This is a genomic window from Pseudomonas putida, from assembly GCF_030159595.1.
Classification (GTDB): Bacteria; Pseudomonadota; Gammaproteobacteria; order Pseudomonadales; family Pseudomonadaceae; genus Aquipseudomonas; species Aquipseudomonas putida_AC.
Window position 1 is genome coordinate 854,417 of record NZ_BSKJ01000001.1, and the last position, 26,597, is coordinate 881,013.

A 26,597-nucleotide genomic window follows, 5' to 3' on the forward strand; every position below is an offset into this window, starting at 1 on the left:
TGTATAGTTTTCAACTTATCCATCTTGAAAGCAGATAGATGCATGAATCTCAAGCAGCTTGAGTACGCCCTTGCCGTGGCCGACACCGGCAGCTTTACCCGCGCAGCCGAGCGTTGTCATGTGGTGCAGTCGGCGCTCAGCCACCAGGTGGCGAGGCTTGAGGCACAATTGGGGGTGAGCCTGTTCGAGCGCAGTTCGCGGCGAGTGCGCCTGACGCCTGCCGGGGAAGCGTTCGTACTCAGTGCCCGGCCGGCGGTGGAAGCGGCCTGGCGCATTGCCGATGACGTGGCGGCGGCCTGCGGGCAGGTGCGCGGGCGGCTGGCGATTGGTGAAATCAGCTCGCTTACCGCACTGGATCTGGTTGACCTGCTGGCCGTGTTCCACGGTCGCTATCCGGACGTGGATGTACGCTGGCTCACGGCCAAGAGCGAATTGCTGATCGCCGATGTGATCGAGCGGCGCCTGGACGTGGGCTTTATTGGTCTGTGGCAGGGTGAGGTGGTGCAGGGTGTGCAGCATCGTTTGCTGGCCAGGGAGGAACTGGTGGCATTGTTGCCATTGGGGCATCGGCTGGCGAGTAGGGCGCAACTGGCGCTGGCTGACCTGGCGGGCGAAGTGCTGGTGGACTTCCCCGAAGGCACCGGCGCACGACGGCAGACCGACGAAGCGTTTCAGGCAGTGGGGTTGCAGCGTCGGGTGCAGTTCGAGATCGGACATGTACGCTTGGTGGAGAAGTTCGTGCAGCGGGGCATGGCGGTGGGGTTGGTGCCGGAACGGGTGGCCCAGGGCATTGCCGGTGTGGCGGTGGCGCGGCTGGTGGATGCGCCGGTGCGGCACCTGTATGCGGTGTGGTCGCCCAGCCCAACGCCTGCTGCCCGGGCCTTTCTGGAGGTGATGGAGCAAAGTCTGGGGGCTGGGCAGGGTTGAACCCGTGTCGCCCCTTTCGCGGGTAGACCCGCGAAGCGCTCGGCACAGGCTCAGCCTTTCAGTCAGGCTGCAAACCCGCCATCCACAGTCAGACTGGCCCCGGTGATGTACCCGGCTTCAGGCCCTGCCAGATAGGCCACGAAGCTGGCAATTTCATCCACCTCGCCATACCGCCCGATCGCCATCAGCGGGATCAGGCTTTCGGCAAACTCGCCGCTGGCCGGGTTCATGTCGGTGTCCACCGGCCCTGGCTGCACATTGTTCACGGTAATGCCCTGCGGCCCCAGGTCACGCGCCATGCCGCGGGTCAGGCCGACCAGGGCCGATTTGCTCATGGCATAGGGGGCGCCACCGGCAAACGGCATGCGCTCGGCGTTGGTGCTACCGATGTTGATGATGCGCCCACCCTGGCCCATGTAGCGCGCGGCGGCCTGGCTGGCGACGAACACGCTGCGCACGTTCACCGCCAGCATGCGGTCGAAGTCGGCCAGGTCGAATTCGGTGACCGGGGCCACCGCCAACACCCCGGCGTTGTTGACCAGGATGTCCAGCCTGCCGAAGGCTTTTACTGCGTCATCCACGGCCAGTTGCACGGCCGCTGCGTCGGCACTGTCGGCGCGCAGGGCCAGGGCCTTGCCGCCGTTTTCGATAATTTCCCGGGCCAGTTCTTCTGCCGGGCCGGCAGAGCTGACATAGGTGAAGGCCACTTGTGCGCCTTCGCGGGCCAGGCGCCGCACGATGGCTGCACCAATGCCACGCGAACCGCCCTGAACCAGAGCCACTTTGCCTTCGAGTGAACGTTGCTTGGACATGCTGATCTCCTGCTGGAAGCCAGGCCGATATGCCTTGGATGGGCGCAGTATCGGCGCTTGATTACCTGCTGATAAGATGGCAATCACTATCGGCAGAGTAAACCTTTGGTTGCCAATCATGGCTATGGAATCGTTCAACGCGTTGGAATGCTTCATCCGCAGTGCCGAGGTCGGCAGCTTTGCCGAGGCCGCCAGGCGCCTGAGCATTACCCCGGCCGCCGTGGGCAAGCATGTGGCCCAGCTGGAAGCGCGCCTGGGGGTGCGGTTGTTCCAGCGTAGTACCCGCAAGCTGACATTGACCGAAGCAGGGCAGCGTTTTCTTGAGGAAGTCAGTGACAGCTTTCGCACTATCCAGTACGCCGTGGCCAACCTGGCCAGCGCTGAAGGCCAACCGGCCGGGCTGCTGCGGGTAAGCATGGGCACGGTGTTCGGGCGCTTGTATGTGTTGCCGTTGCTAAGTGAGTTTTTGCGCCGCTACCCAGCCATTACCCCGGACTGGCATTTCGACAACCGCCAGGTTGATCTGATTGGCCAGGGGTTCGACGCGGCGATTGGCGGTGGTTTCGAACTGCCGCCGGGGGTGGTGGCGCGCAAGCTGACCCCGGCACACCGGGTGCTGGTGGGGGCGCCGGCCTATCTGGATCGATTTGCGCCAATCGAAGACCCACAGTTATTGCAACGGCACGACGGCATTCTGATTCGCTCACCGCAGACCGGGCGGGTGCGTTCGTGGCCATTGACCAGCCGCTGGCAGGCGCAGCAGCCGCTGCAATTGCGCCAGGCAATGACCATGAGCGATTCGGATGCGGCCTGTGCGGTAGCGGAGCAGGGATTGGGGATTGCGCTGGTGAGCCTGCCGTTTGCCGTGCCCTACCTGCAGGGCGGGCGGCTGCGGCGGGTGTTGCCAGACTGGTATGTGGACGACGGGCACATCAGCCTGTACTTCGCCGAGCACAAGTTGTTGCCAGGGAAGACCCGGGCGTTTATCGACTTTGTGGTGGAGCAGTTTGCCGAGCAGGGGTTGGCGGGGCGGTTTGATGCCTTGCAGGTTTTGTAACGGCCCGTTCAGGCAACATCAACAATGAACAGTGCCTGCGTCCCCAGGCTCACCTCATCATCAAACTTTTTGCCCATCAGTTGCTGCCCCAGCGGCGAACGTGGGGTAATCACGGTCACCAGCCCATCTCCCTCGCCAATCTTCAACCCCGCCGCCTCAGGCCCGAGGAACAAACGGCGCTGCCCGCCGTCCTCATCCTCCAGCGTTACCAGGTTGGTGATTTGCACACCACGCGCCGGGTCATAGTCGCGCAACAGCAACTGCTGGTAGATCAGCAGTGCCTGGCGAATTTCTGCACTGCGGCGCGCCTGCCCGGTGGCCAGGTACGAGGCTTCCAACCCCAGGGTGTCGTATTTGTTCTCGGCAATGTTCTCTTCGGCGGTGGCCGCCTCGTAGGCGGTTTGTGCCGCACGGGTCAGCACGTCCAGGTCATGCGTGAGGGTGGCAACGATTTGTGCCAGCAGGCGGGGCTTGTTCATGGTCAGTAACAGAACTCCAGCACATTGGCCTGGCTTTTGTCGGTGGGGGCGGTGCGGTTCTGCTGCAACCAGAACTGGCACTTGGGGCTGTTGAGGTTGCGCGGGTTGCCTTGGGCGGCTTCGGCGGCCTGTTGCTGTTCCTGCTTGTGCAGGATGTCCTTGTAGCGGTCGAACATCTCGGCCTGGGCATCCCCTGCCGTGGTTGCTGTCGGTGCAGGCTGATGGACGCTCGGGGGCAGGGCCTGGGCCAACGGCTGCACCTGCTGCGGCCACACCAACAGCGCCAGCCAGGCGCTCGCCACAATGGCCGCTGCGCCCAGCCACAGGCCAAAGGCGACGCACAGAATCAACGGCAACGGCTTGAGGGTGATTTTCAGTTCACGGTGGCGGGGCATGGTAGCCTCCTGGCAGGGTCGGTCAGGGTGCATTGTCGCATGCGTCTGGGCATTTTTCCCCGCAGGTGCTTTTGTCGGCGACAATTTATGCGCAGAATTCGCGGTTTTTGCACCCGCACGGGAGGGGCGCATGAAAGCCACTTGGGACATCTTCTGCAGCGTCGTCGACAACTACGGTGATATCGGTGTGACCTGGCGCCTGGCCCGGCAACTGGTGGCCGAGCATGGCCTGGCGGTGCGCCTGTGGGTAGATGATCTGAACGCGTTCACGCCCATGTGCCCCGGGGCCGATGCCACCGCTGCACAGCAGTGGCAGCAGGGCGTGGAGGTGCGCCAGTGGCCGGCGGCCTGGTTGCCGGTGGCGCCAGCCGATGTAGTGATTGGTGCTTTCGCCTGCCAGCTGCCGACGCCTTACATAGAAGCCATGCGCGCCTGCGCTACGCCGCCGCTGTGGCTTAACCTGGAATACCTCAGTGCCGAGGACTGGGTGGAGGGCTGCCATGGCTTGCCTTCGCCGCAGCCCAACGGCCTGCGCAAGGTGTTTTTCTTCCCTGGTTTTACCGAAAGCACCGGTGGCCTGCTGCGTGAGGGCTCGCTGCTGGCGCGGCGTGACGCGGTCCAGCAATCGTCAGAAGTGCGGCAGGCTTTCTTGCAGGGGCTTGGCGTTAACCCCGGGGCGGGGGCGTTGCTGATTTCGTTGTTCGCGTACGAAAACCCGCAGTTGGGCAACTGGCTTGATGCCTTGGCTGCGGCAGACCAACCCTGCCACCTGCTGGTGCCACAAGGGCGCATCGTCGCAGGGCTGAGCCAATGGCTTGGCGAGCCAGCCCTGCAAGTGGGCTGCGTGCGCAAGCAAGGGGCGCTGACCGTGCAGGTCCTACCCTTCGTCAGTCAGGACGATTACGACCGGTTGCTGTGGTGTTGCGATTTCAATGCCGTGCGCGGCGAAGACTCGTTTGTGCGCGCGCAGTGGGCCGGGCAGCCGATGCTGTGGCACATCTATGTGCAGGACGAGAACGCCCACTGGGAAAAACTCGAAGCGTTTCTCGCGCATTATCGACGCGGGTTGTCAGACGAAGCCTGCGCTGCCCTGCTGGGCCTGTGGCGTGCCTGGAACATGGACCACGACATGGCCCAGGCCTGGCGGGCGGCCCGCCAGCACTGGCCAGAACTGCAGCAGCATGCCCGGCTTTGGGCTGCGCAACAGGCCGCTCAGCCGGACCTTGCCACAGCGCTAGTACACTTTTACCGAAATTCGCTATGATACGCGGCCTCGATTTTTATAAATCCATCCAGATTCGGATACTTCGTAATGAAAACTGGTAAAGAACTGAAACCCGGTACCGTCCTGCGCATCGACAACGATCCGTGGCTGGTTCAAAAAGCTGAGTTCACCAAGTCGGGCCGTAACAGCGCGATCATGAAGACCAAGCTGAAGAACCTGCTGACCGGCTACAAGACCGAAACCGTATACGGTGCGGACGACAAGCTGGACGACGTGATCCTGGATCGCAAAGAAGCGACCCTGTCGTTCATCAGCGGTGACTCGTACACCTTCATGGACACCACCGACTACACCATGTACGAGCTGAACGCCGAAGACATCGAAGCCGTTCTGCCGTTCATCGAAGAAGGCATGGAAGACGTCTGCGAAGCGGTGTTCTTCGAAGGCCGTCTGGTATCGGTTGAACTGCCGACCACCATCAGCCGTCAGGTTGTCTACACCGAGAACGCTGCTCGCGGCGACACCTCGGGTAAGGTCATGAAGCCTGCCAAACTGAAGAACGGTACCGAACTCCAGGTTGCCGACTTCATCAACATCGACGAGTGGATCGACATCGACACTCGCGAAGGTGGCGTCTACAAGGGCCGTTCCAAGAAGTAATCCTTCTTGCAATGAGCACGAAAAACCCGGCTTCGGCCGGGTTTTTTTATGGCTGCGACTTACACGGTCACATGCAGGCGCACATCCACATTGCCACGAGTGGCGTTGGAGTAGGGGCACACCTTGTGCGCTTTTTCCACCAGCCCTTCGGCGTCGGTCTGGGCCAGGCCCGGCAGGTTGATGTGCAGGTCGATGTCCAGGCCGAAACCGCCCGGGATCTGGCCAATCCCCACCTTGGCGGTGATCGAGGCATCTGCTGGCAGGGCTTTCTTCTCTTGCCCGGCTACAAATTTGAGGGCGCCGATGAAGCAGGCCGAGTAACCGGCGGCGAACATCTGCTCGGGGTTGGTGCCGTCACCGCCAGCGCCGCCCAGTTCTTTGGGGGTGCTCAGGCTGACGACCAGCTTGCCGTCGCTGGAGCGGGATTTGCCGTCGCGCCCACCGGTGGAGGTAGCTTCTGCGATGTACAGCGGAGTGACCTTTTGCATCTTGAGCCTCGCTAATGTGCTGTGCGCTCCCGTTTGCTGGAGGGCGCGGATGGGTGTGGGATTTAAATTAGCGCGCAATTAGTTAGCGCGCAAGATAAATCGTCACCGTTCATCCGAACGGCCATTGCACAGCATAGCTATCAGAGGTTTTTCTGCAGGCTCTCGCGCAGGTTCAGCAGGTCGGCCTGCAGTTGCTGCAGCTGCTCCAGGCTACGCCCGCTGGCCTTGAGGATGCACTGCGGCACCTCTTTGGCCTGTTGTTGCAGGGCGCGACCTTTGTCGGTCAGTTGCACCATCACCACCCGTTCGTCCTCACGGCTTCGGTTGCGCTGCAGTAGGCCTTCGCTTTCCAGGCGTTTGAGCAATGGGGTCAGTGAGCCTGGGTCGGTGAGCAGGTGCTGGCTGATTTCGCCCACGGTCAGGCCGTCGCGCTCCCACAGCACGAGCATGGCCAGGTACTGCGGGTAAGTCAGGCCTAGTGCCTGCAGCAGTGGTTTGTAGACCTTGGTCATCAGCAACGAGGTGGAGTGCAGGGCAAAGCAGACCTGGTTGTCCAGCAGCAGCTCGTCACAGGAGGCTTGGGTGTTGGCGTTCATGCAGGTCCTTGAAGGTATCAATGGGAAATTCTGGCTCGCTGATCATTAGTGCGTGCATCACTCGCGCAGTTCATTGCGCAAGGCCAGGTCCCAGGGTGGAATCGGGCTGAAGCGGTTCTTGAGGAATTCGAGCAGTAAACGGCTGCGAGAGTTCGTTTCATGTTCCAGGCGTAGCGCGTAGATGCCGCTGGTCTCGGCTGCGGGCAGGCCGCCGTCGCAAAACAACGGGACCAGTTCGCCACGCAGCAGGTATTCACTGATCAGCCAGGTAGGCAGATGGGCAACGCCTAAGCCGGCCAGGGCGCCGAACAGCAGCGTTTCGGCATTATTGGCGGCCATGCGCATGCGCGCAGGGCGATACAGGCGGGTTTGCCCGGCCACGCTGAAGCGCCAGGCGAACGGCGGTGCCAGGCCGTCCCAGTCCAGGCCGTCGTGCCCGGGCAGTTCGCTGGGGCAGGTGGGTACGCCTCGGCTGGCCAGGTAAGCGGGGCTGGCGCAGGCGATGCGCACCATGTAGGCCAGCGGCGTGGCGACCAGGCGGGTGTCGGCCAGGGGGCCGGCGCGCAGCACCAGGTCGACCTCGCCCAGGTGGCTGCCGTGCAGGTCGACAAAGCTGTCGATCAGGCGCAGTTGCACGTCCAGGCCCGGGTAGGCCACCAGAAAGTCGGCAATGGCCGGGGCCAGGTGGCGGCGGCCGAACGCGGCGGGGGCATCGATGCGGATCAGCCCTTCCGGGGCGTTGCTCAGTGATACCGCCTCGGCCCGGGCCAGCCGCAGCTCCTCGATGATGCGCCTGGCCCGTTCGGCAAACGCATTGCCCGCAGGCGTGGCGCGTACGGCGTGGGTGCTGCGGGTGAACAGGCGGCTGCCGACGGCACTTTCCAGGTTGTCGATGCGCCGGGCCACGGCGGACGGGGTCAGTGGGTGGCGACGGGCGGCGGCAGAAAAGCTGCCGGTCTCCAGCACATCGAGAAACAGGCTCAACTGGTCGGTCAGGGTATCGGGGCTCATGGCTGCCTTGCTTTTGCGAAAAGCGCACAGCCATTGTGCGCTGCTGTGCGTTTCCCTGCCAGCCTGCAATCGTTAGCATGCTCGCATTATGCAAACAGGCGGATGAGGCCCTGATGATCGAGTGGTTGTTGTATATCGTGCTGGGCGCAGCCCTGGGCACCATGGGGGGCTTGTTCGGCATTGGCGGCGGCCTGATTGCGATTCCGGCGTTGGGCGTGTTGTTCGGCCTGGACCAGCAACTGGCGCAGGGTACGGCGTTGGTGATGGTGGTGCCGAACGTGCTGCTGGCGCTGTGGCGTTATCACCAGCGTAACCGCATCGAGCTGCGCCATGCCGTGCCGCTGTCGGCGTGCAGCTTCCTGTTCGCCTGGTTGGGGTCGATCTGGGCGGTGGGGCTGGATGCGCATTCCATGCGTTTGGGCTTTGTCGGTTTTCTGGTGGCCCTGGCGGTGTGGAACGTGGCGCGGATGTTCATGAAGGTGTCGCCGCCCAGCGCCGAGCTGCGTTATGCCTGGCCGTGGTTGGGTGTGCTGGGCAGTTTTGCCGGCACCATGGGCGGCTTGTTCGGGGTGGGAGGGGCGGTGGTGGCCACGCCAATCCTGACCAGCGTGTTTGGCACCACCCAGGTGGTGGCGCAGGGGTTATCGCTGGCGTTGGCGGCGCCGAGCACCTTGGTGACGTTGGTTACCTATGGCGTGCACCATAGCGTTGATTGGAGTGTGGGCATCCCGCTGGCGGTGGGTGGCTTGCTCAGCATCAGCTGGGGGGTGAAGTTGGCCCATGCATTGCCCGAAAAGGTGCTGCGGGCAATGTTCTGTGTGTTTTTGGTGGTGTGTGCGGTGATGCTCGGGTTTGAGCTTTGAGGTTGTAGGTGGGCGAAGCTCCGCGGCTTACTCCACCCTTGCAGTTCCAGGCGCGGCACAGTCGGTCTTGGCGCGCTGGCTGGGCTGGCAGCGGCAGGAACTGGCTCGCCTCAGCGCCGCAGATTGCGACTTCAGGAGGCCGGGCGCAGGGCTCCTGAAGTCGCGAAGGTCAAGATCAACAGCAACAGCAACAGCAACAGCAACAGCAAAAGGCGCTTAGCGTCGTACTTGCTTCAACGTCTCGGCAATCAAAAACGCCAGCTCCAGCGACTGATCGGCATTCATCCGTGGGTCACAATGGGTGTGATAGCGGTCAGACAACGCATCCTCGGTGATTGGCCGGGCACCGCCAATGCATTCGGTGACGTTCTGCCCGGTCATCTCGATGTGAATACCGCCAGCATGGCTGCCTTCGGCCTGGTGCACCTGGAAGAACTGCTTCACCTCATCCAGAATCTGCGCAAAATCGCGGGTCTTGTAGCCACTGCTGGCCTTGATGGTGTTGCCGTGCATCGGGTCGGAACTCCACAGCACCTTGCGCCCCTCGCGCTCGACGGTGCGGATCAGCCCCGGCAGGTGGTCGCCCACCTTGCTCGCCCCCATGCGCACGATCAGGTTCAGGCGCCCGGGGTCGTTGGCCGGGTTCAACGTGTCGATCAGGCGGATCAGCTCTTCGGGGTTCATGCTGGGACCGACCTTGACCCCGATCGGGTTGTGCACGCCACGCAGGAACTCCACATGGGCGCCGTCCAGCTGGCGGGTGCGGTCGCCGATCCACAGCATGTGCGCCGAGCAGTCGTAGTAATCGCCGGTCAGGCTGTCCTGGCGCACGAAGGCTTCTTCATAGTTCAGCAGCAGCGCCTCGTGTGCGGTGAAGAAACTGGTTTCGCGCAGTTGCGGCGCGCTGTCCAGGCCACAGGCGCGCATGAAGGCCAGGGTTTCGTCGATGCGGTTGGCCAACTGGTGGTACTTGTCGGCCAGCGCCGAATTGGCGATGAAGTCCAGGTTCCACTTGTGCACCTGGTGCAGGTCGGCAAACCCGCCCTGGGCAAAGGCACGCAACAGGTTGAGGCTGGCGGTGGCCTGGTGGTAAGCCTGCAGCAGACGCTCCGGGTCGGGGATGCGGCTTTTGGCGTCGAAACCGATGCCGTTGACGATGTCGCCGCGGTAAGCGGGCAGGGTGATGTCGCCGATGGTTTCATCGCCCGAGGAGCGCGGTTTGGCGAACTGGCCGGCCATGCGCCCCACCTTGACCACCGGGCAGCCGGCGGCAAAGGTCATCACGATTGCCATTTGCAGCAGCACCTTGAAGGTGTCGCGGATTTTCGCCGCCGAGAACTCGGCAAAGCTTTCGGCGCAGTCGCCCCCTTGCAGCAGGAAGGCACGGCCTTCGGTAACCTCGGCAAACTGCCGGCGCAGCTCGCGTGCCTCGCCCGCGAACACCAGTGGCGGGTAGCTGGCCAGGGTCTGTTCAACCTTCAGCAGGTGCGCGGCATCGGGGTAGGTCGGTTGCTGCTGGATCGGCAGGGCGCGCCAGCTGTCAGGGCTCCACGGTTGGTTCATCTTGGGCTCGGTCTTGTAGGTTGTAGGCTATGGGCCATGGTAACAGTTGGCGCTGCGCTTGTTGCATCAAGGGTGTTGACGGACAATGCGCGTTTTTGCGCGGGCGGGTGGTAAGCATGACGGCGGAACGGGAAGAGCGGCTACTGGCACGGGTAGAGGACGCGTTTGGCGTCATCAGCGTGTACGAAGTGGACGACTACCGCTTTCTGGAATTCGGCGATGCCATCGAGCAAAGCTGTGTGTTCACGGCCGACCCCAGTTGGCTGGAGTACGACTACACCCGCGCCATGCTGGTGGGGGCGCTGTGCCACGAGCAGCCTGAGAGCGCGCTGTTTCTTGGCCTGGGTGCAGGCACGCTGACCCAGGCCTGCATGAAGTTCCTGCCGCTGGAAGACATCGAAGCCATCGAGCTGCGCGCGGACGTGCCGCGGCTGGCCATGGAGTACCTGGGCCTGGATGACGACCCGCGCCTGTATGTGCGCATTGGTGATGCCATTGAGTTGCTGCCCACGGCCGAGAAGGCTGACTTGTTGTTCGTCGACCTGTACACCGACCACGGGCCGGGCGTGGGGCACTTGGCCTGGAACTTCCTGGCGAACTGTCAGCAGCAGCTGAACCCGGATGGCTGGTTGGTCATCAACCAGTGGGCCACAGATGATGGCAAACCGCTGGGTGCGGCGTTGCTGCGTGGGTTATACCACCGGCATTACTGGGAGTTGCCGGTGAAGGAGGGCAATGTGATCTTGCTGGTGCCGGCGGACCTTGAGCAAACGCTGGACCTGGAAGGGTTGCGAGCCAGGGCCGAGGCGCTGGCACCGCAGTTGGGGTACAGCCTTGAAGGGTTGATCCGTGAGATTCGGCCGGCTACCTGAAGACGGCGTTGCTTTCTTCGCGGAATCACAGGCGGGAATCGTTTCAGCGTCTGTTTGATGATGGCCCGATACTGGCCTTGCACCCTGAAAATATTCCTCACGTCCCTGCACGATTTCGGGTATAGTACGCGCCGGTCTTTTAGCGGACCTCAAAATCAGGTGGTGCAAATCCTCCGAGTCCAGCTTCGGCTGCACGTCCGCTAGGCGGACCTTCCCACGTTTTCTTTTTCAATCGTTTTCGCAAATCCCCGCCGCCAAAGCTGCCTGGGTGACCTGACGGTCTTTCAAGGCATGTGCAGCTTTGGAGCATGGGTCTTTGCGGATGCACCTAGAGGCAGACCCATGACCCAGGAAACCGGCGGCTTCGCCGCTCTCGATCTTAATCCGAATATTGTTGCTGCCGTTCTGGCGACCGGCTACGAAGAGCCGTCCGCCATTCAGCAACAATCGATCCCGATCATCCTCGCCGGTCACGACATGATCGGCCAGGCGCAGACGGGCACCGGCAAGACCGCTGCCTTCGCCCTGCCGATCCTCAACAAGATCGATGTGAGCAAGCGCGAACCGCAAGCCCTGATCCTGGCGCCAACCCGTGAGTTGGCGCTGCAAGTTGCTACCGCTTTCGAAACCTACGCCAAGCAGATGCCAGGCGTGAATGTGGTTGCCGTGTATGGCGGTGCCCCGATGGGCCCACAACTGCGTGCAATCCGCAACGGCGCGCAAATCGTCGTGGCCACCCCGGGCCGCCTGTGCGACCACCTGCGTCGTGACGAGAAAGTCCTGTCGACCGTGCAGTACCTGGTACTGGACGAAGCCGACGAGATGCTGAAGCTGGGCTTCATGGATGACCTCGAAGTGATCTTCGACGCAATCCCGGCTACCCGTCAGACCGTGCTGTTCTCCGCCACCTTGCCTTCGTCGATCCGTTCGATCGCCGAGCGCCACCTGCGTGAGCCCAAGCACGTCAAGATCCAGAGCAAGACCCAGACCGTCACCGCGATCGAGCAGGCCCACCTGATGGTCCACGCTGACCAGAAGATCCCAGCTGTGCTGCGTCTGCTGGAAGTGGAAGAGTTCGACGCACTGATCGCCTTCGTGCGTACCAAGCAAGCCACCCTGGACCTGGCTGCCGCGCTGGAAGCCAAAGGCTACAAGGCTGCCGCGCTGAACGGCGACATTGCCCAGAACCAGCGTGAGCGCGTGATCGACTCGCTCAAGGATGGTCGCCTGGACATCGTCGTCGCCACCGACGTCGCCGCGCGTGGCCTGGACGTACCGCGCATCACTCACGTGTTCAACGTTGACATGCCGTACGACCCGGAGTCCTACGTACACCGTATCGGCCGTACCGGCCGTGCCGGTCGCGATGGCCGTGCGCTGCTGCTGGTTACCCCGCGTGAGCGCCGCATGCTGCAGGTGATCGAGCGTGTTACGGGTCAAAAGGTAGCCGAAGCTCGCCTGCCGAATGCCCAGGCTGTGCTGGATGCTCGCATCAAGAAGCTGACTTCGAGCCTGGCGCCGCTGGTAGCCGAAGCCGAAGCCACCCACGGCGACCTGTTCGACCGCCTGACCACCGACCTGGGTTGCAGCGCGCGTGCCCTGGCCTCGGCCCTGCTGCGCAAGGCCACCAATGGCCAGGCACTGGACCTGGCGGCGGTAGAGCGTGAGCAGCCGCTGGTGCCGGGCGTTGGCGCCCCGCGTGGCGAGCGTACCGAGCGTGGTGAGCGCAGCGAGCGTCCTGATCGTGGTGACCGCGAGCGCCGTGCGCCAATGCCGCTGGCCGAAGGCCGCGTGCGTTGCCGTACCGCCCTGGGTGCCCGTGACGGTATCGCTGCCAAGAACCTGCTGGGTGCGATCCTCAACGAAGGCGGCCTGGCCCGTGACGCCATCGGCCGTATCCAGGTGCGCGACAGCTTCAGCCTGGTCGAGCTGCCGGAAGAAGGCCTGGAGAAGCTGCTGTCCAAGCTCAAGGACACCCGCGTGGCAGGCAAGCAGCTGAAGCTGCGTCGCTACCGCGAGGATTGATCCTGGCGCAATGAAAAAATCCCCGGCCTTGGCTGGGGATTTTTTTTGCCGGCGATAGGGCCCGTCAGTCGAACCGATAAATGTCCATCCCCAAGGCACCCAAGGTGAACCCTTGGTGCACCACGCCGTACTTGCCTCCAGCCCCCATTGCAAAGTACAGCGGCAGCAAATGCTCATCACTGGGATGATTACGCACTGCATAAGGCGCCTGCTTCCGGTAATCCAGCAGCGCCGCCTGATCATCCGCCTGTAGCCGCTCCACTACCCAATCCCTGAACGCCAGTGCCCAAGGCTCGATCACATCCGGCCCGGCATGCCAGTCCAGCTCGCCCAGGTTATGGGTAATGCTGCCCGACCCTATCAGCAGAACACCCTCGTCGCGCAGCCCGGCCAGCGCCTGGCCCACCTTCACCTGCAGCGCTGGCCCCATATGGCTGGGCAGCGAAACCTGCACCACCGGAATGCTCGCATCCGGGTACATCAGCGAAAGCGGCACCCAGGCCCCGTGGTCGAACGGCCGTTGCGCGTCCAGGCGGGCCGGCAGGCCGGCAGCCATCAGCCGTTCGCCTACCTTGGCAGCCAGCGTAGGTTCGCCCGGCGCCGGGTACTGCACTGCGTACAAGGCTGGTGGGAAACCGTAGAAGTCGTGCCAGGTTTCGGGTTGTACGCTGCTGGTCACCAGCAGTTCACGGCTCTCCCAGTGTGCCGACACCACCACGATGGCCTTGGGCCGTGGCAGGCTGTTGGCCAGCCCGGTCAACGCCGGCCCGCTGGCGCCGGGGTGCAGAGCGAGCATGGGGGAACCATGGGAGATGAACAGGCTGGGCAGCATGGCAAGGTCCTGAAGGTTAAGATGCACTCATCTTCGATCAGAAACTGATCGATATCCATCGCAAGTTTTTCGCGTTTTCTATCGGTTTTCTCGATAAACAAGGAGCAACCATGGAGCCAGCGTTCTGGTACAAACGGTGGGCCGACAACCAGATCGGCTTTCACCAGGGGCAGGTCAATCCTTACCTGCAGGCGCACTGGCCAGCATTGGGCCTTGCGTCTGGCGGTCGCGTTTTGGTGCCTTTGTGCGGCAAAAGCCTTGACCTGGCCTGGTTGGCGGGTCAGGGGTATCGCGTGTTAGGTGTGGAGCTGTCGCGGCGGGCGGTGGAGGATTTCTTTCGTGAGCATGGGCTTGAGCCCGAGGTGCGTGAGCACGGCGCCTTCCAGGTGTGGCGTCATGGTGATGTGGAGCTGTGGTGTGGCGATTTCTTTGCGTTGCGGGCGGGTGATATTGGTGACTGTGAGGGGTTCTATGATCGGGCGGCACTGATTGCGTTGCCGCCGCAGATGCGCCGGCAATACATGCAGGCATTGTCGGCATTGTTGCCGGTGAGCTGTCGGGGGGTGCTGGTGACGCTGGATTATGACCAGGCGCTGCTGGCTGGGCCGCCGTTTTCGGTGGGGGATGAAGAGGTGCGGCAGGGGTTTGCCAAGTGGCAGTTGGATGAGCTGGAGGTTGCGGAGCTTATTCAGGAAAGTCCGAAGTTTTCGCAGGCCGGGGTTACCAGTCTGTTGGAGCGGGTGTACCGGGTTAGCCGGTGACAGCATAAAAAAGGGCGACCGAAGTCGCCCTTTTTGCATTGCTGGTGGATCAACCGCGACGGCGCAGGGCCTCGATACGGTCTTCCAGCGGCGGGTGGCTCATCAGCAGCCCGGCCAGGCCGTGCTTCAGGCCGCCATTGATGCCGAAGGCCTTCATCGTATCAGGCATGTGCACCGGCAAGCCTTGCTCCACACGCAGGCGCTGCAGGGCGCCGATCATGGCCGAGGTACCGGCCAGCTGCGCGCCGGCTTCGTCGGCGCGGTATTCGCGGCGGCGCGAGAACCACATCACGATCATGCTGGCCAGGATGCCCAGGATCAGCTCGGCAACGATGGTCGCCACATAGTAGGCAATGCCCTGGCCTTCTTCGTTTTTGAAGATGACCTTGTCGACGAAGTTGCCGATGATGCGTGCGAAGAACATCACGAAGGTGTTCACCACACCCTGCACCAGCGCCAGGGTGACCATGTCACCGTTGGCCACATGGCCGATCTCGTGGGCCAGCACCGCGCGCACTTCATCGGGCGAGAAACGCTCCAGCAGGCCCTGCGACACGGCTACCAGCGCGTCGTTACGGTTCCAGCCGGTGGCGAAGGCGTTGGCCTCGTACGCTGGGAAGATACCCACCTCGGGCATTTTGATGCCCGCTTCACGCGACAGCTCTTCGACCGTTTGCAACAACCACTGCTCGTGGCGGGTGCGAGGTTGGCTGATGATCTGGGTGCCAGTGGTCATCTTCGCCATCCATTTGGAGATGAACAGCGAAACCAGGGAGCCGGCAAAGCCGAACACGGCGCAGAACACCAGCAGGCTGCTGAGGTTCAGGTCGACCCCGTTGGCGGCCATAAACCCGTTGAAACCGAACAGGCTCAGGGTAATGCTTGCAACCAGCACCACCGCGAGGTTGGTGGCCACAAACAACAGAATGCGCATCATGGTTGTTACGTTCTCCTGACGGATGAATTGTCGCTTACTGCGGGGTATATAAGGGGCCTGCCGCGCCGATTCAATCGGGCGACTATTTCAAACTGTGTACGGCGGAGTATGGCAGAGGATGGCGCGGGGGCTGTGGGATAGAGCGTTGCAGGATGTAAGAAACATCCTGTGAGATTGCAAGGGGCTGCTGTGCAGCCCATCGCCGGCAAGCCAGCTCCCACAGGGACCCCACAATGTTCAGGCCTGTGATGAGCCTGTGGGAGCTGGCTTGCCGGCGATGAGGTCAGTACTTACTGCGAATAAGTCCGCAGGAAATTACCGATCCGGCCAATCGCCGCTTCGAGGTCATCCACACGCGGCAAGGTCACCACGCGGAAGTGGTCCGGCCAAGGCCAGTTGAACGCTGTACCTTGCACGATCAGCAGCTTTTCCGACAGCAGCAGGTCAAGCGCGAACTTCTCGTCGTTGAGAATCGGGCACACCTTAGGGTCGATACGCGGGAACGCATACAGCGCACCCATCGGCTTCACGCAGCTCACGCCGGGGATGTCGTTGAGCAGCTCGTAGGTGCGGTTGCGCTGCTCCAGCAGGCGGCCTGGCGGCAGCACCAGGTCGTTGATGCTCTGGTAGCCGCCCAGTGCGGTCTGGATGGCATGCTGGGCCGGTACGTTGGCGCACAGGCGCATGTTGGCCAGCATGTCGATGCCTTCGATGTAGCTTAGCGCGTGGTGCTTGGGCCCGGAGATGATCAGCCAGCCGGAACGGAAGCCCGCCACACGGTACGACTTGGACAGGCCGTTGAAGGTCAGGCACAGCAGGTCGGGTGCCAGCGATGCGGTGCTGATGTGCACGGCTTCGTCGTAGAGGATCTTGTCGTAGATCTCGTCGGAGAACACCACCAGGTTGTGCTGGCGGGCCAGCTCCAGCATGCCCAGCAGCAGCGCTTTGGAGTACACCGCGCCGGTCGGGTTGTTCGGGTTGATGATCACCAGGGCCTTGGTGTTCGGGGTGATCTTGGCCTTGATGTCTTCAAGGTCGGGGAACCAGTCGGCCTGCTCGTCGCACAGGTAGTGCACCGGCTTGCCGCCGGCCAGGCTCACGGCGGCGGTCCACAGCGGGTAGTCGGGGGCCGGGATCAGCACTTCGTCGCCGTTGTTCAGCAGCGCCTGCATCGACATGACGATCAGCTCGGACACGCCGTTGCCGAGGTAGATGTCCTCGATGGTGACGCCTTCGATTTCTTTTTGCTGGCAGTACTGCATCACTGCCTTGCGCGCGCTGAACAGGCCCTTGGAGTCGCTGTAGCCCTGTGCGGTGGGCAGGTTGCGGATCACATCCTGGAGGATTTCATCGGGCGCCTCGAAGCCAAACGGCGCCGGGTTGCCGATGTTCAGCTTGAGGATGCGGTGGCCTTCCTCTTCCAGGCGCTTGGCGTGCTTGAGCACTGGGCCGCGAATGTCGTAGCAGACATTGGCGAGCTTGTTCGATTTGCTGAACTGCATGATGGGATCCCGATATGAGAAAACGCGCTACGCCCCGCCGAAAGGTTTGAAACGGCAGGAAGCGGGTGCCAGACTGAACGCCTGGCACACGAAGCCAACTAATATACGTGCCACCCGCGCCCCGGAAAAGCGGTGCGGGGTGAAATTCAGCCTGCCGAGGTTTCCACATGCAAAAGATCGAAAAAACCCTGGAACAATGGCGGTCGATGCTTGACCCCGAGCAGTACCAGGTATGCCGCCTCAAAGGCACCGAGCGGCCGTTCAGCGGCAAGTACAACAGCGAGCGCCGCGATGGTATCTACCACTGCATCTGCTGCAGCTCGAAACTGTTCGATGCGCAGACCAAGTTCGACGCCGGCTGCGGCTGGCCGAGCTTCTACGCGCCGATCGAGGACAGCGCGATGATCGAGATCCGTGACACCTCCCACGGCATGATCCGCACCGAGGTCACCTGCGCCCGCTGCGATGCGCACCTGGGCCATGTGTTCCCCGATGGCCCACCACCGACCGGCTTGCGCTACTGTATAAACTCGGTGTGCATCGACTTGCGCCCGCGCGACTGACCGGAGCCCGAACATGGCTGGATCGATGCTGGACATCCCCTGCGTGACGCTGGGCGGCGAGCACAAGAAGCTCGGCGATTTCCCGGGCAAGGCGTTGCTGGTGGTCAATACCGCCAGCCAGTGCGGCTTTACCCCGCAGTACAAGGGCCTGGAGCAGCTGTGGCAGGCCTACCATGAGCGTGGCCTGGTGGTGCTGGGCTTTCCCTGCAACCAGTTCGGCAAACAGGAACCGGGCGACGCACGGGACATTGCGCAGTTCTGCGAGCGCAACTTCGGCGTGAGCTTCCCGTTGTTTCGCAAGATTGAGGTCAACGGCCCAGGCGCCCACCCGCTGTTCGTCGAGCTCAAGCAGCGCGCACCGGGCATTTTGGGCAGCCAGAAGATCAAGTGGAACTTCACCAAGTTCCTGGTCGACCCGGCCAGCGGCCAGGTGACGCGTTATGCGCCCACGACCAAGCCGCAGGCCCTGGAAGCGGACATCGAGCGTTTACTCAGCCGTTGAAAGGCACCCAGTGGTCGACCAGGGCCAATAGCTCTTCGCGGCGGAACGGCTTGGCCAGGTAGTCGTTCATGCCCGCCGCCCGGCAGCGTTCGCGCTCTTCGGGCATGGCGTTGGCGGTGAGTGCAACGATGGGCAGGTGTGGCCAGCGGCCGCTCTGGCGAATGCGCCGGCTGGCTTCGTAGCCGTCCATGACCGGCATGTTGCAGTCCATCAGCACCAGGTCGAATTCATCTTGCTCCAGCAACTCCAGGGCCTCGGCGCCCTGGGTGGCCAGCTGCACCTGGCAGCCGAGCTTGGCCAGCATGCCTTTGGCCACGAGCTGATTCACCGGGTTGTCCTCTACCAGCAAAATCCGCGCACGCCCTTGCTCCAGGGTTATGGCCGGGGTGGCCAGTGGGTGTTCGGGCTCATGGCCTTGCAAGGTGCGGCGCAGCGTCTGGTACAGGGCGTTACGTGCCAATGGCCGGGCCAGTTGATGCAAGGGTGCCAAGGCCAGCGACTGCTCGTTGGGCAGGAAGTTGCCGTAGGCGGTTACCAGCAGAATCGGCGTTTTCAGTGCCGGGCGCAGTTCGAACAGGTGGTCCACGTCGTCGGTGATCAACAGGTCGATCGCTGTGGTGTCCAGCGTGGCGCTGCTGTCATGGCGCTGGTAGGCCAGCCCCCAGGCGGGCAGCAGGTTCTGCAACAGTTCATTGAGCCCGCTACCGGCTGCAGTCAGCGCGGCCACACGGCCATGCAGTGCTGTCGGCGGGATGGCTTCGGTGTGCACGGTCAGTGGCAGTTCGGCCGTGAAGCAACTGCCAAAGCCCGGCTCGGAGCGAATGTGCAGGTGGCCTTGCATGGCCTTGCACAGGTTGCGGGTCAGCGCCAGGCCCAGGCCAGTGCCGCCGTACTGGCGGGTGATGCCGGCACCGGCCTGGGTGAATGGCTGGAAGATTCGCGCCTGGGCTTCTTCGGGGATGCCAATGCCGGTATCACGTACCTCCAGGCGCACACCGCCGACGATCGTCACCAGGCGTATATCGACACGGCCGAAGCGGGTGAACTTGAGCGCGTTGGACAGCAGGTTGCTGACAATCTGCCGTACCCGCGTGGGGTCGCCGAGCACGCTGCTGGGGAAGTCGCGGGCGATCAGGCAGGTCAGCTCTACGCTTTGCGCGGTGTTCTGCGACAGCAGGTTGGCGGTGTCTTCCACCATCGAGCCCATGTCGAACGCGATGCGCTCCAGCTCCAGCTGGCCTGCATCGAACTTGGACAGGTCGAGGATATCGTTCAGCAGCTCCACCAGCACCTTGCCCGAGTCGTGGGCAATTGCCAGCTGCTGGCGTTGCTCGCTGGGCAACGGGTTGTCCAGCGCCAGGGCGATCATGCCGAGCAGGCCGTTGAGCGGGGTGCGGATTTCGTGGCTCATGTTGGCCAGGAAGGCGGCGCGCGCCTGGGCCATGTCCAGCGCGCGGCTGCGGGCTTGCTCCAGCTCCTGGTTGGACAGGCTCAGGCTGCTGTTGCTGGCTTTCAGCTCGTTGGTGCGTGCCGAGACGATGTCTTCCAGCTCGTTGAGGTACTGGGTCAGGCGGTTTTCCGCGGTGCGCCGTTGTTCGATCTCGGTGGCCATGCTGACGAACTGCTGGTTGGCGACCTTCACCAGTACACCGATCTCGTCGTGTTCGTGCCCGTGTGGGCATTCAAGGCGGGTTTGCCGGGGTTTGCGCGGGTCGCTGCCGCTGAGCGCGCCGATCACTGTCACCAGTGGCTTGGTCAGCATCATGTAGAACAACGCCAGCAGGATGCCGGTCAGTACCAGGCTGCGGGCGAAGCCGTTGAGCAGGGTGATGCCGGCACGGTCGAGGAAGCGGCTGCCGAAGGCGTAGGTGTCGACGTCCAGGTACAGGGTGCCGAGGTATTCCTCGGGCATGTGGGTGAGGTAAAGGCGTTCCTTGAACTGGCGCTGTTCGCCGAACAGAAAGTCGCTCAGTGGCCGGTAGCGGTCCTCCTGCCTGGGCCGCTCGACGTCGGCCAGTACCGTTTCGTTGTTGTCGATCAGCCGCGCGCGGAGGATGGCGGGCGATTGCAGCAGGCCACGCGTCAGCTCCAGCGCCAGTTCTGCGTCGATGTTGTAGGCGATGCGCGAGGCCGGGTTGTGGCTGATTTGCAGCAAGGCGCGCACTTCGCGGTTGATGGACGCGTCTTCGCTGGCATAATCGATGCCGATCTGGATGAGACTGAGCAATGTTCCCAGGATGAAGCCGACCAGGACTGTCAACCGGGCTTGCTTGTATGACAGGCGATTGGTGAACTTGATATCCATGAGTCCCGAGCCGGTTTCACGTCCCTTGCGCTGCGCAAGCATAGCCGAATAGCCCCGGCAGCTGGCGGGCCTGTCACATATTCAGCTGGAAATCTCACCTGTCTTGTTAGGAGTCGTCATGGACGCTCGCTTGATTGCTTTCCTGGACCGCGCCGAATCGGTACTGGCGCGCCTCGAACCCTTACTGCCGGCACAACGCCCGGACATTGACTGGGGCGTCACCCTGGCCGCCCGCTGGCAGCGCGATGGCCGCAGCGGCTACCTGCTGCCGCTGGACGTCAGCCTGGACATCCGCCTGACCGACCTGATCGGTGTCGACAAACAGCGCGACCAGCTGGGCCGCAACACCCACCAGTTCATCAATGGCTTGCCGGCCAACCACGCATTGCTGTGGGGCTCGCGTGGTACCGGCAAGTCGTCGCTGGTGCGTGCCTTGCTGGCCGAACATGCCGACGCCGGCCTGCGCCTGATCGAAATCGAACGCGACCACCTGGCCGACCTGCCACGCGTGGTCGAGCAGCTGCAGAAGCTGCCGCAACGCTTCGTCCTGTTCTGCGACGACCTGTCGTTCGAAGCGGGGGAGGGCGACTACCGGGTGCTTAAAAGCGTGCTTGACGGCTCGCTGGAACAGGCCCCGGACAACGTGCTGCTGTACGCCACTTCCAACCGCCGCCACCTGGTGCCGGAGAAAGAGAGCGACAACGAGAACTGGAAGCGCGTGGACGGCGAGCTGCACCCCAGCGAAGCCGTGGAAGACAAGATCGCCTTGTCTGACCGCTTTGGCCTGTGGCTGTCGTTCTACCCCTTTACCCAAGACCACTTCCTGAATGTGGTCGAACACTGGATCGGTCAGCTGGCGCGCCCTGCGGGCCTTGCCTGGCAGCGTACCGAAGAACTCGACATCCTCGCCGTGCGCTGGGCCACTGGCCGCGGTAACCGTAATGGCCGATGTGCCTATCAGTTCGCCCGCTACTGGGTCGGGCTGCAATTGCTGGAGCAAAAGTAAATGATCGACCTCAATGCCAGTGGCGCCGGCCTCGACGGCTACAACCTGCTGGCGGCGCAAGTGCAGGCGCTGTTTGCCGACGAGCGTGACTTCATCGCCAATGCCGCGCAGTTTTCGGCGTTTCTGTTTAACCAGGTGGACGACCTGAACTGGGCGGGGTTCTACCTCAACCGCAACGAAGAGCTGGTGCTGGGCCCGTTCCAGGGCCAGGTGGCGTGTGTGCGCATTCCGTTCAGCAAGGGCGTGTGCGGGGCGGCGGCAGCCACCCGGCAGACCCAGCGGGTGGAGGATGTGCATGCGTTCCCCGGGCACATTGCCTGTGACAGCGCGTCCAACAGCGAGCTGGTGATCCCGTTGGTGAAGGAAGGCAGGTTGATCGGGGTGCTGGACCTGGACAGTCCGAAGGTTGGGCGGTTCAGTGAAGCGGATCAGGCGGGGCTGGAGCGGTTGGCGGTGATCTTTCTGGAGCTGACAGACTGCTGACTATTGTGCTGTCTGTGCCGGCCTCTTCGCGGGCTTGCCCGCGAAGAGGCCGGCACAGGTTAACGCATCAGTCGTACATCACCTTCTTCTTCCAGGTCTCTTCCTCATCGGTCTTGAGCCCGTCTGTCAGTGCGTTGTGCTCATCCTCCGCCGGTGCCATGCGGTCCAGCACCTGGGCGTTGGCCCGGGCCAGCAGCTTCTCCAGATAGGTCAACTGCTCTTCATACACCTTCGGCTCCGGCTGCTTGCGCAGGTACTGCACGCCACGCTCGAACGCCAGGCGCGCCTGGCCCGGCTGGTTCTTTTGCAGGGCCTGCTGGCCAAGGTTGTTGAAGAACTCGATATGCAATAGCACCAGGATATGGCGGATTTCCTTGACCCAGTGCTTGGCCTCGGGTGCTGGCAAGAAGCCTTCCTGGGCGGCGCGGGTTACCTGGTTGTGCATGGCCTCCAGCAAGAAGCGCACGTCCTTGGCCTTGACCTCGGTGTGGATCGGGTTGGGCGGGTTGTTCACTGGTATCTTGTCGCCCAGGGCAATCAACCCCTCCAGCTCGGCGATGCGCGCTTTCAGCTCGGCATTGTGCTTGTCCACCGCCAGCTGGCGCTGGTTGAGGTTCAGCTCCAGGCGGGTCAGCAGCAGTTTGAGGGCCGGGGTCATGAACTGGCCGGGGAAGGTCTCGGTGATTTCGCCACAGCGGCGCAGGCGGTCGGCCAACTCGACCCTCGTCCGGACGCGTTCGATCTTGCCGTTCTCGACCACATTGTTGAGGTAGCCGATCACGATCAGCAACGCGATGCCCGCCACGATGAGCAGGGTGATCAGAAGTGGTGTCACCGTTAATGCCTCATTGAAGAAGAATTACAGCTTTGAGTGTAGTGAGTTCGCCGGAGGACGAACAGCGGCTATATGCCGGCACTGGCCTCTCTCTCTATCGACCACCCGCCCCGCATCTGCACCTCCACCCACCCGGAAGTCATTGATTTAAATAAATTTCTACAAAGGGGTTGACGCACCTTCGAACCATCCATAGAATGCGCGCCACTTGCAGCGTAAAGCACACAGCGAAACGCGGCAGGGAGTGAAAGCAGGCAGTAATGCCAGCAGCGTGTCCCCTTCGTCTAGTGGCCTAGGACACCGCCCTTTCACGGCGGTAACAGGGGTTCGAGTCCCCTAGGGGACGCCATTTGCGGGAATAGCTCAGTTGGTAGAGCACGACCTTGCCAAGGTCGGGGTCGCGAGTTCGAGTCTCGTTTCCCGCTCCAGTTTCTCCGGCAACGCTTGACGGCGGTGCAGGAAAAGAAAATCCAGGGTGAATCGTGAGGTTCAAGTCTGGTGCACTGAAAAGTGTTGTGTGTCCCCTTCGTCTAGTGGCCTAGGACACCGCCCTTTCACGGCGGTAACAGGGGTTCGAGTCCCCTAGGGGACGCCATTTGCGGGAATAGCTCAGTTGGTAGAGCACGACCTTGCCAAGGTCGGGGTCGCGAGTTCGAGTCTCGTTTCCCGCTCCAGTTTAAATACTGTGGCGTCTATGCGGTGCAGTGGTGGTGAAGGTCTTCATGGCGCTTCACGCCGATAGCGGTAAAAGCTTCACAATGCGGGAATAGCTCAGTTGGTAGAGCACGACCTTGCCAAGGTCGGGGTCGCGAGTTCGAGTCTCGTTTCCCGCTCCAAATACAGGTTTACAGGGTTGAATCAAGCTTTGTGAATCTTCGAAAAAAGACGCTTCGGCGTCTTTTTTCGTTTCTGATCATTTGTTTTTAGCGTTACACAGGCCGCAGGGTATTCACCCGGCGGCCTTTTTTTGCGCGTTATTTGTAGCTTACGGTAAAGGTCAGCCCCCCCTCGGCCAAGCCTGGGGTTACCACCGGAGCGGTCTGATAGTAGCGCGCTTGAAAGTCCAGCTGGGTGATGCCAATGCTCACTGGCTTGACAAACTCATCTGATTGCAGTGGCATGGGCGTGGGTGCTTCTGCTGAATTCGGTCGCAACATCGACCTCGGCCAAGGCTATTTCGTGGAGCCCTACACCCAGTGGTCGGTGGTTTCGATCCAGGGCGAGGACTATCACCTGGACAATGGCCTGCAAGCGCGTGGTGATGATACGCGGTCGGTGCTGGGCAAGGCGGGGGCAACCTTCGGGCGTACGTTGCAGCTTGGCAATGGCCAGCAGGTACAACCTTATGTACGGCTTGCCTACGCACATGAGTTCATTCGCAACAATGAAGTGAAGGTGAATGACCATCGGTTCGACAACGACTTGTCAGGGTCACGGGCCGAACTGGGCATGGGCGTCGCCATCAACCTGAATGAGCGCATGCAGTTGCATGCCGACTTCGACTATTCCAACGGGGAGAAGATCGAGCAGCCGTGGGGGGCGAATGTGGGGTTCCATTACAGCTGGTAAGTAACAAGACAAAGGAAGGCCTAGGCCTTCCTTTTTTGTGGCTGGCATAAAAAGAGGGTGGTGTCATGCGCATGATTCTAAAGAGGGCGCTGGGTTGGCTGAGTGCACGGTGGCCTGGCTTTTTCCAGGCGAATTTGCTTGATCCGCCAGGCGCGCCAGATGCGTTGGAAGATATTCCTGACGGCGAGCCAAAACTGCTGCCGCTTTCAGTCCTGGGTCAGCCCGTGAAGATTACCGTGCCCATGTGGCCAATCTCCCACCCGACACCGGACACCCCGGAAGTGCTCTGGCTGTACTGGAATGGTACGCAGGTTGATGAGAAACGATGGGAGGCGCCGATTACTGAAGACGAGTTGTTCGTGGAGGCCCCGGTTTCCGTACTGCAGCATGGTCGGGTAGAGGTGTCGTACAAGGTACGGGGTTACAACGGTGTCGTTACATCTTCTCAAGTGCTGATTGTGACGATTGACAAGGTGCCACCCGTACTTGGCGGTGCTGAGGGCCTTTTGCTTTTCGACGATGAGGTCCTGCGCGACGGTGTAACGGCGCGCTATCTGGAACAGCACGAGGATGTTCTACTCGCTGAATTGCCACCTTACGAAGCGCCCGCCGTGGGTGATGTCATTACTTACTATTGGGACGATCAGCCGTTTGCCAATGATTGGCTAGGTGAAATTACTGTCACCAAGCAGGATCTTGAGCAGACAATTTATCTGTCGATCCTCGGGGATGATGTCAGGGCAGGCGGTGATGGCCAGCGCTATGTTCATTACCAGATTCGCGACCGCGCGGGTAACCTCGGTGCGCGCTCCAGGCCGGCAGTGCTGGAGGTGGATGCCACGCCCATCCCCAGGGTCCTGCCGTGGCTTCAAGTGCCCCAGGCCGATGGCGCCGGTGGCGACCTTTCGTTGAAGCTGGATGATTATGCTGACCCCTTGGTGGTCATCGTGCCAGCAGATGCCGTGATCTACCCGGACGAGGTGGTCACCGTGCAGTGGGGGGCGCCGGGTGATTATGGTTACTACGCCACGTCCGAGCCTCAGCCGGGAACGGATGACCGGTTTTTGATTCCAGAGCCTAATGTGCTGGCATACAGCAAACACACGCTGCAAATCAGCTATGTGGTGAGCGATGGAAAGCAAGAGTTCCCAAGTGTGCCATGCAGCCTGAAATTGATCGCATTTGATACGGGAGGATTGCCCAGAGTTGCGCTCGAGGGGGCCAATTCCAATGGTTTCAGCCTAGGCTCAGCACCGGAGCGGGTGCCTGTCAGCCTGGGTACATGGAGGGGAATTGCTGTCGGGCAGCGGGTCAACATCACGGTGACCGGGGTGCTTCAGAGCGGGTCGGATGCCTCTCCCTACAATGTGTTGACCACCCACGCGGTCACGGCGGCGCAAGTCAGGCAGGGCATTGGCGCGAACAAGGAGGTGACCCTGCCCAGGGCCTATCTCGAAACGCTGCGCAGAGGCGAGACGTTCACCTTCCACGTCGAGGTCAGCTTTGACGACGGTACCACATGGGTCGACTTCCCGCTCTACAGCCCCAAGCTCATCCCTTGAGTGCATTCACGAGCGCCCCGCCGGGCGGGACAATTCCGGCGTGAGGCCGCCGTAGTCGTTGATGGTTGTGAACTCGACCTTCAGGCCGTCCTGTACGGTTGATGTTTTAAGCGGATAGGTTTGCCTGCCCATGGGAATGGCCATCTTCCTGGCATCGATTTTTTCGCTGCCCTTGGTGCTGCGCAGGGTCAACTGGTTGAAAGTGAAGTAGTAAGGGGAGGGATTGTCCACCACCAGATGCGGCTTGCCGTCGAGGGTTTGCACTGACCAGGCCAGGCTCTGCAGGTGGTCTTGTGGGCGGCCCTTGAGCTGGGTGGGGCGGTAGAAGACCTTGATGCGGGTGCGCAGGGCGATGGTCAGGCTATTGCTCGGTTTGTCGTCGGCCTGCGGAATTTCCTGCAGGTTGAAGTAGAACACCGACTCACGGTCTTGGGGCAGGTTGTTGGGCAGGCGGTTGAACTGCACGGTCTGTTCACCGGTTGGGTCGATGCGAAACAGCGCAGGTGAGGCGATCAGGGGCACCGCGGTGGTGTTGTCGTCAGCCTCGGTATTGATCCAGGCCTGGGCCGCATAGGGGCGTTGGGTGGGGTTGGCGACCACGATGCTGGTACTTTGCCGGTCGCTGGGCTGGACAACGCGGGTGGAGCTGATGGTCAGGGCGGCGTGGGCCGTGATGGGAGCGAGCAGGGACAGGCAGGCGGCCAAAGCCATGGCAAGCCGGGTAGTGAGTGAAGTCGAGCGGTGCATGGGCGCGTCTCTTGGCGGCG

The 26,597-nt window shown here is 62.1% G+C and carries 26 protein-coding genes, 5 tRNA genes and 2 pseudogenes; 19 read left to right on the forward strand and 14 right to left on the reverse strand.

What is annotated here, in order from left to right; genetic code table 11:
- Window positions 1-42 precede the first annotated feature (42 nt).
- Window positions 43-927 carry a LysR family transcriptional regulator gene (locus tag QQL85_RS03920; protein WP_284355261.1) on the forward strand — a complete coding sequence of 295 codons (885 nt, stop codon included), beginning with the start codon at window positions 43-45 and terminating at the stop codon, window positions 925-927.
- Window positions 928-989: 62 nt separating this feature from the next.
- On the opposite strand, the gene QQL85_RS03925 is transcribed toward QQL85_RS03920, so the two are convergent.
- Complete coding sequence (locus tag QQL85_RS03925) at window positions 990-1,739, reverse strand: 3-oxoacyl-ACP reductase family protein (RefSeq protein WP_284355262.1); 750 nt, start codon at window positions 1,737-1,739, stop codon at window positions 990-992.
- A 118-nt stretch (window positions 1,740-1,857) separates the two neighbouring features.
- Here QQL85_RS03925 and QQL85_RS03930 point away from each other — a divergent pair, with 118 nt between their 5' ends.
- Window positions 1,858-2,796 (forward strand): LysR family transcriptional regulator, encoded by a 939-nt coding sequence (locus tag QQL85_RS03930; protein ID WP_284355263.1) that lies wholly within the window; start codon window positions 1,858-1,860, stop codon window positions 2,794-2,796.
- Window positions 2,797-2,804: 8 nt separating this feature from the next.
- On the opposite strand, the gene QQL85_RS03935 is transcribed toward QQL85_RS03930, so the two are convergent.
- Together QQL85_RS03935 and QQL85_RS03940 are read right to left on the reverse strand one after the other, a co-directional pair.
- On the reverse strand, window positions 2,805-3,275 hold the full coding sequence (locus tag QQL85_RS03935; RefSeq protein ID WP_284355264.1) for a GreA/GreB family elongation factor: 471 nt from the start codon (window positions 3,273-3,275) through the stop codon (window positions 2,805-2,807).
- A gap of 2 nt (window positions 3,276-3,277) precedes the next feature.
- Window positions 3,278-3,670, reverse strand: a complete 393-nt coding sequence (locus QQL85_RS03940; RefSeq protein ID WP_284355265.1) for a hypothetical protein — start codon at window positions 3,668-3,670, stop codon at window positions 3,278-3,280.
- Window positions 3,671-3,800: 130 nt separating this feature from the next.
- Between QQL85_RS03940 and earP the strand changes: the two genes are divergently transcribed.
- Together earP and QQL85_RS03950 are read left to right on the forward strand one after the other, a co-directional pair.
- Window positions 3,801-4,934 carry an elongation factor P maturation arginine rhamnosyltransferase EarP gene (gene earP / locus QQL85_RS03945; protein ID WP_284355266.1) on the forward strand — a complete coding sequence of 378 codons (1,134 nt, stop codon included), beginning with the start codon at window positions 3,801-3,803 and terminating at the stop codon, window positions 4,932-4,934.
- 48 nt (window positions 4,935-4,982) lie between these two features.
- On the forward strand, window positions 4,983-5,555 hold the full coding sequence (locus tag QQL85_RS03950) for an elongation factor P (RefSeq protein WP_028634770.1): 573 nt from the start codon (window positions 4,983-4,985) through the stop codon (window positions 5,553-5,555).
- Window positions 5,556-5,614: 59 nt separating this feature from the next.
- Here the strand turns inward: QQL85_RS03950 and QQL85_RS03955 are convergent, their stop codons facing one another.
- The 3 genes from QQL85_RS03955 to QQL85_RS03965 form a co-directional block, all read right to left on the reverse strand.
- On the reverse strand, window positions 5,615-6,043 hold the full coding sequence (locus QQL85_RS03955; RefSeq protein WP_284355267.1) for an organic hydroperoxide resistance protein: 429 nt from the start codon (window positions 6,041-6,043) through the stop codon (window positions 5,615-5,617).
- A gap of 140 nt (window positions 6,044-6,183) precedes the next feature.
- Window positions 6,184-6,639 carry a MarR family winged helix-turn-helix transcriptional regulator gene (locus QQL85_RS03960; protein WP_284355268.1) on the reverse strand — a complete coding sequence of 152 codons (456 nt, stop codon included), beginning with the start codon at window positions 6,637-6,639 and terminating at the stop codon, window positions 6,184-6,186.
- 57 nt (window positions 6,640-6,696) lie between these two features.
- Entirely contained in the window at window positions 6,697-7,650 is a 954-nt protein-coding gene (locus QQL85_RS03965) for a LysR family transcriptional regulator (RefSeq protein ID WP_284355269.1), read from the reverse strand.
- 113 nt (window positions 7,651-7,763) lie between these two features.
- Here QQL85_RS03965 and QQL85_RS03970 point away from each other — a divergent pair, with 113 nt between their 5' ends.
- Entirely contained in the window at window positions 7,764-8,513 is a 750-nt protein-coding gene (locus QQL85_RS03970) for a sulfite exporter TauE/SafE family protein (protein ID WP_284355319.1), read from the forward strand.
- A gap of 216 nt (window positions 8,514-8,729) precedes the next feature.
- On the opposite strand, the gene QQL85_RS03975 is transcribed toward QQL85_RS03970, so the two are convergent.
- On the reverse strand, window positions 8,730-10,076 hold the full coding sequence (locus tag QQL85_RS03975; RefSeq protein WP_004575935.1) for a class II 3-deoxy-7-phosphoheptulonate synthase: 1,347 nt from the start codon (window positions 10,074-10,076) through the stop codon (window positions 8,730-8,732).
- A gap of 116 nt (window positions 10,077-10,192) precedes the next feature.
- Between QQL85_RS03975 and QQL85_RS03980 the strand changes: the two genes are divergently transcribed.
- Both QQL85_RS03980 and QQL85_RS03985 read left to right on the forward strand, forming a co-directional pair.
- Window positions 10,193-10,948, forward strand: coding sequence for a spermidine synthase (locus QQL85_RS03980; protein ID WP_284355270.1), 756 nt, complete (start codon window positions 10,193-10,195; stop codon window positions 10,946-10,948).
- A 308-nt stretch (window positions 10,949-11,256) separates the two neighbouring features.
- Window positions 11,257-12,973: pseudogene (locus tag QQL85_RS03985) on the forward strand (DEAD/DEAH box helicase).
- A gap of 64 nt (window positions 12,974-13,037) precedes the next feature.
- Here QQL85_RS03985 and QQL85_RS03990 read toward each other — a convergent pair.
- Window positions 13,038-13,805, reverse strand: coding sequence for a DODA-type extradiol aromatic ring-opening family dioxygenase (locus QQL85_RS03990; protein ID WP_284355271.1), 768 nt, complete (start codon window positions 13,803-13,805; stop codon window positions 13,038-13,040).
- A gap of 110 nt (window positions 13,806-13,915) precedes the next feature.
- Between QQL85_RS03990 and QQL85_RS03995 the strand changes: the two genes are divergently transcribed.
- The gene (locus QQL85_RS03995) at window positions 13,916-14,566 is read left to right on the forward strand and encodes a thiopurine S-methyltransferase (protein WP_284355272.1); all 651 of its coding nucleotides are present in this window, start codon (window positions 13,916-13,918) and stop codon (window positions 14,564-14,566) included.
- A gap of 49 nt (window positions 14,567-14,615) precedes the next feature.
- Here the strand turns inward: QQL85_RS03995 and htpX are convergent, their stop codons facing one another.
- Both htpX and QQL85_RS04005 read right to left on the reverse strand, forming a co-directional pair.
- Window positions 14,616-15,503 carry a protease HtpX gene (htpX, locus tag QQL85_RS04000; RefSeq protein WP_016500929.1) on the reverse strand — a complete coding sequence of 296 codons (888 nt, stop codon included), beginning with the start codon at window positions 15,501-15,503 and terminating at the stop codon, window positions 14,616-14,618.
- 290 nt (window positions 15,504-15,793) lie between these two features.
- Entirely contained in the window at window positions 15,794-17,005 is a 1,212-nt protein-coding gene (locus QQL85_RS04005; RefSeq protein WP_284355273.1) for a pyridoxal phosphate-dependent aminotransferase, read from the reverse strand.
- 167 nt (window positions 17,006-17,172) lie between these two features.
- Between QQL85_RS04005 and msrB the strand changes: the two genes are divergently transcribed.
- Both msrB and QQL85_RS04015 read left to right on the forward strand, forming a co-directional pair.
- Window positions 17,173-17,568, forward strand: a complete 396-nt coding sequence (msrB, locus tag QQL85_RS04010; RefSeq protein ID WP_284355274.1) for a peptide-methionine (R)-S-oxide reductase MsrB — start codon at window positions 17,173-17,175, stop codon at window positions 17,566-17,568.
- A gap of 13 nt (window positions 17,569-17,581) precedes the next feature.
- Window positions 17,582-18,070 (forward strand): glutathione peroxidase, encoded by a 489-nt coding sequence (locus tag QQL85_RS04015; protein WP_284355275.1) that lies wholly within the window; start codon window positions 17,582-17,584, stop codon window positions 18,068-18,070.
- Here the strand turns inward: QQL85_RS04015 and QQL85_RS04020 are convergent.
- Complete coding sequence (locus QQL85_RS04020; RefSeq protein WP_284355276.1) at window positions 18,060-20,417, reverse strand: hybrid sensor histidine kinase/response regulator; 2,358 nt, start codon at window positions 20,415-20,417, stop codon at window positions 18,060-18,062. The two genes, QQL85_RS04015 and QQL85_RS04020, sit on opposite strands and share 11 nt — an antisense overlap.
- 76 nt (window positions 20,418-20,493) lie before the next feature.
- On the opposite strand from QQL85_RS04020, the gene QQL85_RS04025 reads away from it, so the two are divergent.
- Both QQL85_RS04025 and QQL85_RS04030 read left to right on the forward strand, forming a co-directional pair.
- Window positions 20,494-21,381, forward strand: coding sequence for an ATP-binding protein (locus QQL85_RS04025; protein WP_284355277.1), 888 nt, complete (start codon window positions 20,494-20,496; stop codon window positions 21,379-21,381).
- Window positions 21,382-21,864: a GAF domain-containing protein gene (locus QQL85_RS04030; RefSeq protein WP_284355278.1), complete on the forward strand. Its 483-nt coding sequence runs from the start codon at window positions 21,382-21,384 to the stop codon at window positions 21,862-21,864.
- A gap of 67 nt (window positions 21,865-21,931) precedes the next feature.
- Here the strand turns inward: QQL85_RS04030 and QQL85_RS04035 are convergent, their stop codons facing one another.
- Entirely contained in the window at window positions 21,932-22,699 is a 768-nt protein-coding gene (locus tag QQL85_RS04035; RefSeq protein ID WP_284355279.1) for a hypothetical protein, read from the reverse strand.
- Between the two features lie 273 nt (window positions 22,700-22,972).
- Between QQL85_RS04035 and QQL85_RS04040 the strand changes: the two genes are divergently transcribed.
- The 5 genes from QQL85_RS04040 to QQL85_RS04060 all read left to right on the forward strand — a co-directional run bounded on the left by QQL85_RS04040 (window position 22,973) and on the right by QQL85_RS04060 (window position 23,535).
- Window positions 22,973-23,048, forward strand: a tRNA-Glu gene (locus QQL85_RS04040).
- A 3-nt stretch (window positions 23,049-23,051) separates the two neighbouring features.
- Window positions 23,052-23,127, forward strand: a tRNA-Gly gene (locus tag QQL85_RS04045).
- 91 nt (window positions 23,128-23,218) lie between these two features.
- Window positions 23,219-23,294: transfer RNA gene (locus tag QQL85_RS04050), tRNA-Glu, on the forward strand.
- Between the two features lie 3 nt (window positions 23,295-23,297).
- A tRNA-Gly gene (locus QQL85_RS04055) sits at window positions 23,298-23,373 on the forward strand.
- 86 nt (window positions 23,374-23,459) lie between these two features.
- Window positions 23,460-23,535: transfer RNA gene (locus tag QQL85_RS04060), tRNA-Gly, on the forward strand.
- 138 nt (window positions 23,536-23,673) lie between these two features.
- On the opposite strand, the gene QQL85_RS04065 is transcribed toward QQL85_RS04060, so the two are convergent.
- Complete coding sequence (locus tag QQL85_RS04065; RefSeq protein WP_284355280.1) at window positions 23,674-23,820, reverse strand: hypothetical protein; 147 nt, start codon at window positions 23,818-23,820, stop codon at window positions 23,674-23,676.
- Here QQL85_RS04065 and QQL85_RS04070 point away from each other — a divergent pair.
- Both QQL85_RS04070 and QQL85_RS04075 read left to right on the forward strand, forming a co-directional pair.
- Window positions 23,819-24,268 (forward strand): annotated as a pseudogene (locus QQL85_RS04070) (autotransporter outer membrane beta-barrel domain-containing protein); the annotation flags it as partial. The gene QQL85_RS04065 and the pseudogene QQL85_RS04070 sit on opposite strands and share 2 nt — an antisense overlap.
- Window positions 24,269-24,333: 65 nt before the next feature.
- Window positions 24,334-25,830 (forward strand): hypothetical protein, encoded by a 1,497-nt coding sequence (locus QQL85_RS04075; RefSeq protein ID WP_284355281.1) that lies wholly within the window; start codon window positions 24,334-24,336, stop codon window positions 25,828-25,830.
- Between the two features lie 6 nt (window positions 25,831-25,836).
- On the opposite strand, the gene QQL85_RS04080 is transcribed toward QQL85_RS04075, so the two are convergent.
- A complete protein-coding gene (locus QQL85_RS04080) occupies window positions 25,837-26,577 on the reverse strand; it encodes a fimbrial biogenesis chaperone (RefSeq protein WP_284355282.1) in 741 nt (246 codons plus the stop codon).
- Between the last annotated feature and the right edge of the window lie 20 nt (window positions 26,578-26,597).